This window comes from Monashia sp. HAY1-5C (assembly GCF_056755255.1).
On sequence record NZ_JBPGXG010000506.1, the window covers coordinates 1 to 256 of the forward strand.

The 256-nt window shown below is 68.4% G+C and carries 1 protein-coding gene; it reads right to left on the reverse strand.

Annotated features, from left to right (window positions below; genetic code table 11):
• Positions 1–231 (reverse strand): putative ATP-dependent zinc protease (locus tag ACR9ZK_RS22585; RefSeq protein WP_481344165.1); only part of this gene is annotated, 231 nt, incomplete at its 3' end.
• Positions 232–256: the final 25 nt, after the last annotated feature.

Below are 256 nucleotides of genomic sequence, written 5' to 3' on the forward strand. Positions count from 1 at the left end.
GTCCTGCCACGGCTGCACCCGGAAACGCACGCGGTCGCCGGGAAGCTCCTCGATGTCGAAGGCGTGGAGGGAGGAGCTGCGGGCCCCGGTGTCAACCTTCACCTTGATCCACGGCACGCCGATGCCGGGAAGGCTCACCCACTCACGCCAGCCGACCGTGCGTGCGCCGAGCGGATCGGCACTTTCTGTGTCGGCGCCTGCCGTCTCGGTGGTTGGATGGAGGTCGGCCATTCCCCCATCTTCGCAGGAGCATCCC